This window comes from Rhizobacter sp. P3_B12 (assembly GCF_056402895.1).
Genome location: NZ_JBFUGN010000591.1, coordinates 1 through 3,870 on the forward strand (window position 1 = coordinate 1; position 3,870 = coordinate 3,870).

The window sequence follows — 3,870 nt, forward strand, 5'->3', positions numbered from 1 at the left end:
GCGCTGCTGCGGTCCTTCAGCTGGCCCGGCAACGTTCGCGAGCTCGAACACACCTTGGTGCGCGCCCATTTGAACTCCACGGCCGACTGCATCGATGTCGAAACACTTCTGGCCAGTTCACCCGCACTGCGGGTTGCCGTGTCGCAAGGCGCAGGCGCCCGAGGCTGTACCTCGCTGCAAGAAGCCAAGCGCGCGGCGGTGGCGAATGTCGAGCGGCAGTTCGTGACGGAGGCCCTCGCCATTGGCCACGGCAACATCAGCGAAGCGGCGCGCATGTGCAAGATGCAACGCGCCACCCTGAGCAAGCTGGTGAAGAAGCATGCCCTGGTGCCCCGCGCTCACTGCGCGGCGTAGCGACCCTCGCAAGGCATGCCCCCGTCTCACCCCGCTCCAACCGRCATTCGCTCGAACGCCTGCAGCGCCGGGTCGACGCCATCCCACGCCAGCCCCCGCACGCGGTAGGTGAGCACCTGGGGCTCGAAGCGCGCCGGCTCGTCCAGGCTGCCCGCCGGCACCGCGATCAGGTCCGGCATCGCGGCGAAGCGCAGGAACACCGGCGTTCCGCAGACCGGGCAGAAGGCGTGCACCTTCACGTTGCCGCTGTCGCCGGCAACCTCCCAGTGCGTCGCCTCGCCGGTGATCGTCATCTCGGCCTGTGCGGCAAAGGTCAGCCAGGAGCCGTGGCCGGTGCCGCTGCGCCGCTGGCAATCACGGCACTGGCAGTGGTTCTGGAAGATGGGTTGGTGCGGTGTGGCGTAGCGGATCGCGCCGCACGCGCATCCGCCGGTGTAGGGTGTCGTCATGGCTTCACGCCGCCTTGGGCTTGGCGAAGACATCGATGCCCTGCCCCGTCTCGAGCAGCGACTTCAGGCTCGACAGCACGATCGGCCAGCCTTGCTGGATGCCCTTGGCCATGCCGCTGCCGGCCTCGAGTTCGTCATGCGTGACGGTCAGCCGCACCATCTCGTCGTAGGGTGCGATGTCGAAACTCACGCGGCTGTGGGCGCTCGGATCGGCGGCCTGCGACGCGTTCGCCCAGGTGATGACCAGGCGCGTCGGCGGCACCACCTCGACCACCTTGCCCACCAGCTGCAGCGTGCGCTGCTCGTCGGCGCGAATGTGCTGCCAGTCCGATCCGGGCTGCCAGTCGGACACGTTCTCGTGGCCCCAGTAGCGCCGCGCGATCTCCGGTTTCGTGATCGCCTCGAACACCTTCTCCGGCGTCGAGCGGATGTAGGTCACGTAGACGAAACTGGTTTTCTCTTTGCTCATCGTCACTCTCCTTCGAGTTCCTTCTTCAGGTCGTGCAGCAGGCTCAGCCGCTGACGTTCGAACTTGCGCACCCACCGCTCGTAGACCTCGTGCAGCGGCACCGGGTTGATGAAATGCAGCTTCTCCCGGCCCCGCCAGACCGTGCTCACCAGGTTGGCCGCCTCCAGCAGCCCGATGTGCTGYGTGACCGACTGCCGCGCCATGTCGAGGTGCTCGCACAGCTCGCCCAGCGTCTGGCCGTTGTGCTCGCACAGCAGGTCGAGCAGCTTTCTGCGGGTCGGGTCGCCCAGTGCCTTGAATACCTTGTCTGCGTCCATCCGTTGCGGTGTTGGTGCGTGAGCCCATGATAGGCAGGCAAATACCTGCATGTCAAGCGATGGCATGTTCGCGGCAAGACGATGACCGAGAATGCGAGCCGCCCGCGACCTGACCGATGGACCCCACGCTGCCACCCGACCTGACCGCTGCCCGCACCCTGGCCCGCCTGCGCGCCGGCGAATTGCAAGGCTGCACCCGACTCGACCTGCGAGGCTGCGGTCTCGTGGAACTGCCGGCCGAGGTGCTGGCGCTGGCCGACACGCTCGAGGTGCTCGACGTGTCAGGCAACGCGCTGGGCTCGCTGCCCGACGGGCTGGCGCGCCTGACGCGGCTTCACACGCTGTTCGCCTCCAGCAACCGTTTCACCGCGTTGCCGCCGGTGCTGGGCCGCCTGCCCGCGCTCGACACGATGGGCTTCAAGGCCAACCAGATCGCCGACGTGCCGGCGCAGGCGGTGGCACCCACGCTGCGCTGGATGATCCTGACCGACAACCGCATCGCGGCGCTGCCGTCCACGCTGGGCGACTGCAGCCGCATGCAGAAGCTGATGCTGGCCGGCAACCGGCTCACGCGGCTGCCGCCGGGCATGGGCCGCCTGCAGCGGCTCGAATTGCTGCGCCTGTCGGCCAACGCCTTCGAGCGGATGGAGCATGCATTGCCCGACGAGCTGCTGGCCCTGCCGCAACTGGCCTGGCTGGCCCACGCCGGCAACCCGTTCAGCGCGGCGCGCGAGCAGGCGGCGCAGGCCATGGCGACCGTCCCGCCGATCGCGTGGCGCGAACTGCGGGTGCAGGCGCTGCTGGGCGAAGGCGCCTCCGGCCACATCCATGCCGCGCAGTGGCAGCCGGCCGCCGGTGCGGCGCAGGACGTCGCGGTGAAACTCTTCAAGGGCAGCGTGACCAGCGATGGCCTGCCCGCTTGCGAGATCGCCGCCACGCTGATGGCCGGCAGCCACCCGCAGCTCGTCGGCGTGCTCGGCGCCCTCGCCGGCCATCCTGACGGGACGCCAGGCCTGGTGCTGCCGCGGCTCGCCCCGCAGTGGAAGCCGCTGGCCAGCCCGCCCAGCATGGCCAGCTGCAGCCGCGACGTGTACGGCGCGGATCTGCGCCTGCCCGCCGCCCGGGCCAGGTCGATCGCGCGCGCAGCGACCGAGGCACTGAACCACCTGCATGCCTGCGGCCTAACCCACGGCGATCTCTACGCGCACAACCTGCTGGTCGATGGCGACGATCGCGCGCTGCTCAGCGACCTGGGCGCGGCCTCGCTGCTGCCGCACGACGACTCTCAACGCAGCGCGGCGCTGCAGGCCCTCGATCGACGGGCGCTGGGTATCCTGCTGGACGAACTGGCGCAGCGCTGCGAACCATGAATCCCGTCCGGCGCCAACTGCTCACCGCGGCGCCTGGCCTGGCATTCGCCGCACCGGCCCGCGCGCTGATGGCCGGGACCGCGCCCGACTCGCCCGACGCGCGCATCGACGCGAACACGCCGTCGTCGCCGTGGACCTCCGCGGTCGCGGTGCTGACGCCGAGCGGCATCTTCTCGGGCGTGGTCATCGCGCCGCGCTTCGTGCTGACGGCCTCGCACGTGACGGGCAGCGCGGCGCCCGCCACCCTCACCGTGCAACTGAACCACCAGGCGACCCCGGTGCAGATCGGCGCGACCGCCGTCACGCCCTTCCCCGGCGCCGCGTTCCCGTACGACGACCTGTCGCTGATCACGCTCGCGAGCCCGGTGCCCGAGGGCGTCGAGATCCTGCCGATCCATCGCGACACACCGCCGGCGCAACAGGTGCTGACACTGGTCGGCTACGGCGCCAGCGGCAGCGGCGACACCGGCCCCGGCCCCGCACGCTCGGCCGCCATCAAGCGGGTCGGCCGCAATGTGCTCGATGCGGTGCGCAAGAGCATCGACGGCTCGGGCCGCCGCAGCCTCTTCTTCCTGTACGACTTCGACGGCCCCTGGGGCAACGGACCGCTGGGGGAATCGAGCCTCGGCAATGCCATCGAGACCGGCGTGGCCGCGGGCGATTCCGGCGGCCCCGCGTATGCCGAGATCGGCGGGCGGCGCTGGCTGCTCGGCATCAACACGATGACGCTCTCCGCCAGCGCGGGCATGCCGGTGGACTTCCGCTTCGGCACGATCGGCGGCGGCATGCTGCTCGGCGATCCGCGCTTCGTGGCGTGGCTCGAAGCGCAGACCGGCGGCACGCTCGCGCCGGTGCCGCAGCCGGAGCCGCCAGGGTCGATCTGGACGCTGGGACTGGCGGCCGCCGGTCTG

General features: G+C 70.3%; 6 protein-coding genes. 3 read left to right on the forward strand and 3 right to left on the reverse strand.

Annotated elements, in window-relative coordinates:
* Positions 1-354, forward strand: a 354-nt coding sequence (locus tag AC1D01_RS24285; protein ID WP_477870907.1) for an AAA-type ATPase lid domain-containing protein, incomplete at its 5' end; no start/stop codon positions are given.
* A gap of 26 nt (positions 355-380) precedes the next feature.
* On the opposite strand, the gene AC1D01_RS24290 is transcribed toward AC1D01_RS24285, so the two are convergent.
* The 3 genes from AC1D01_RS24290 to AC1D01_RS24300 are packed head-to-tail and all read right to left on the reverse strand — an operon-like array spanning position 381 to position 1,589.
* Positions 381-803 carry a GFA family protein gene (locus tag AC1D01_RS24290; protein ID WP_477870909.1) on the reverse strand — a complete coding sequence of 141 codons (423 nt, stop codon included), beginning with the start codon at positions 801-803 and terminating at the stop codon, positions 381-383.
* A gap of 4 nt (positions 804-807) precedes the next feature.
* Positions 808-1,272: an SRPBCC family protein gene (locus AC1D01_RS24295; protein ID WP_477870911.1), complete on the reverse strand. Its 465-nt coding sequence runs from the start codon at positions 1,270-1,272 to the stop codon at positions 808-810.
* A 2-nt stretch (positions 1,273-1,274) separates the two neighbouring features.
* Positions 1,275-1,589: an ArsR/SmtB family transcription factor gene (locus AC1D01_RS24300; RefSeq protein ID WP_073466123.1), complete on the reverse strand. Its 315-nt coding sequence runs from the start codon at positions 1,587-1,589 to the stop codon at positions 1,275-1,277.
* Between the two features lie 116 nt (positions 1,590-1,705).
* On the opposite strand from AC1D01_RS24300, the gene AC1D01_RS24305 reads away from it, so the two are divergent.
* Together AC1D01_RS24305 and AC1D01_RS24310 are read left to right on the forward strand one after the other, a co-directional pair.
* The gene (locus AC1D01_RS24305; RefSeq protein WP_477870914.1) at positions 1,706-2,959 is read left to right on the forward strand and encodes a leucine-rich repeat-containing protein kinase family protein; all 1,254 of its coding nucleotides are present in this window, start codon (positions 1,706-1,708) and stop codon (positions 2,957-2,959) included.
* A partial coding sequence (locus tag AC1D01_RS24310) for a trypsin-like serine protease (protein WP_477870916.1) occupies positions 2,956-3,870 on the forward strand: 915 nt, incomplete at its 3' end. The genes AC1D01_RS24305 and AC1D01_RS24310, both read left to right, overlap by 4 nt.

What these genes read in the sequence shown, in the direction of transcription:
- AC1D01_RS24295 (WP_477870911.1), bottom strand. Translation starts at nt 1,272, where the DNA reads ATGAGCAAAGAGAAAACCAGTTTCGTCTACGTGACCTACATCCGCTCG.
- AC1D01_RS24305 (WP_477870914.1), top strand. Translation starts at nt 1,706, where the DNA reads ATGGACCCCACGCTGCCACCCGACCTGACCGCTGCCCGCACCCTGGCC.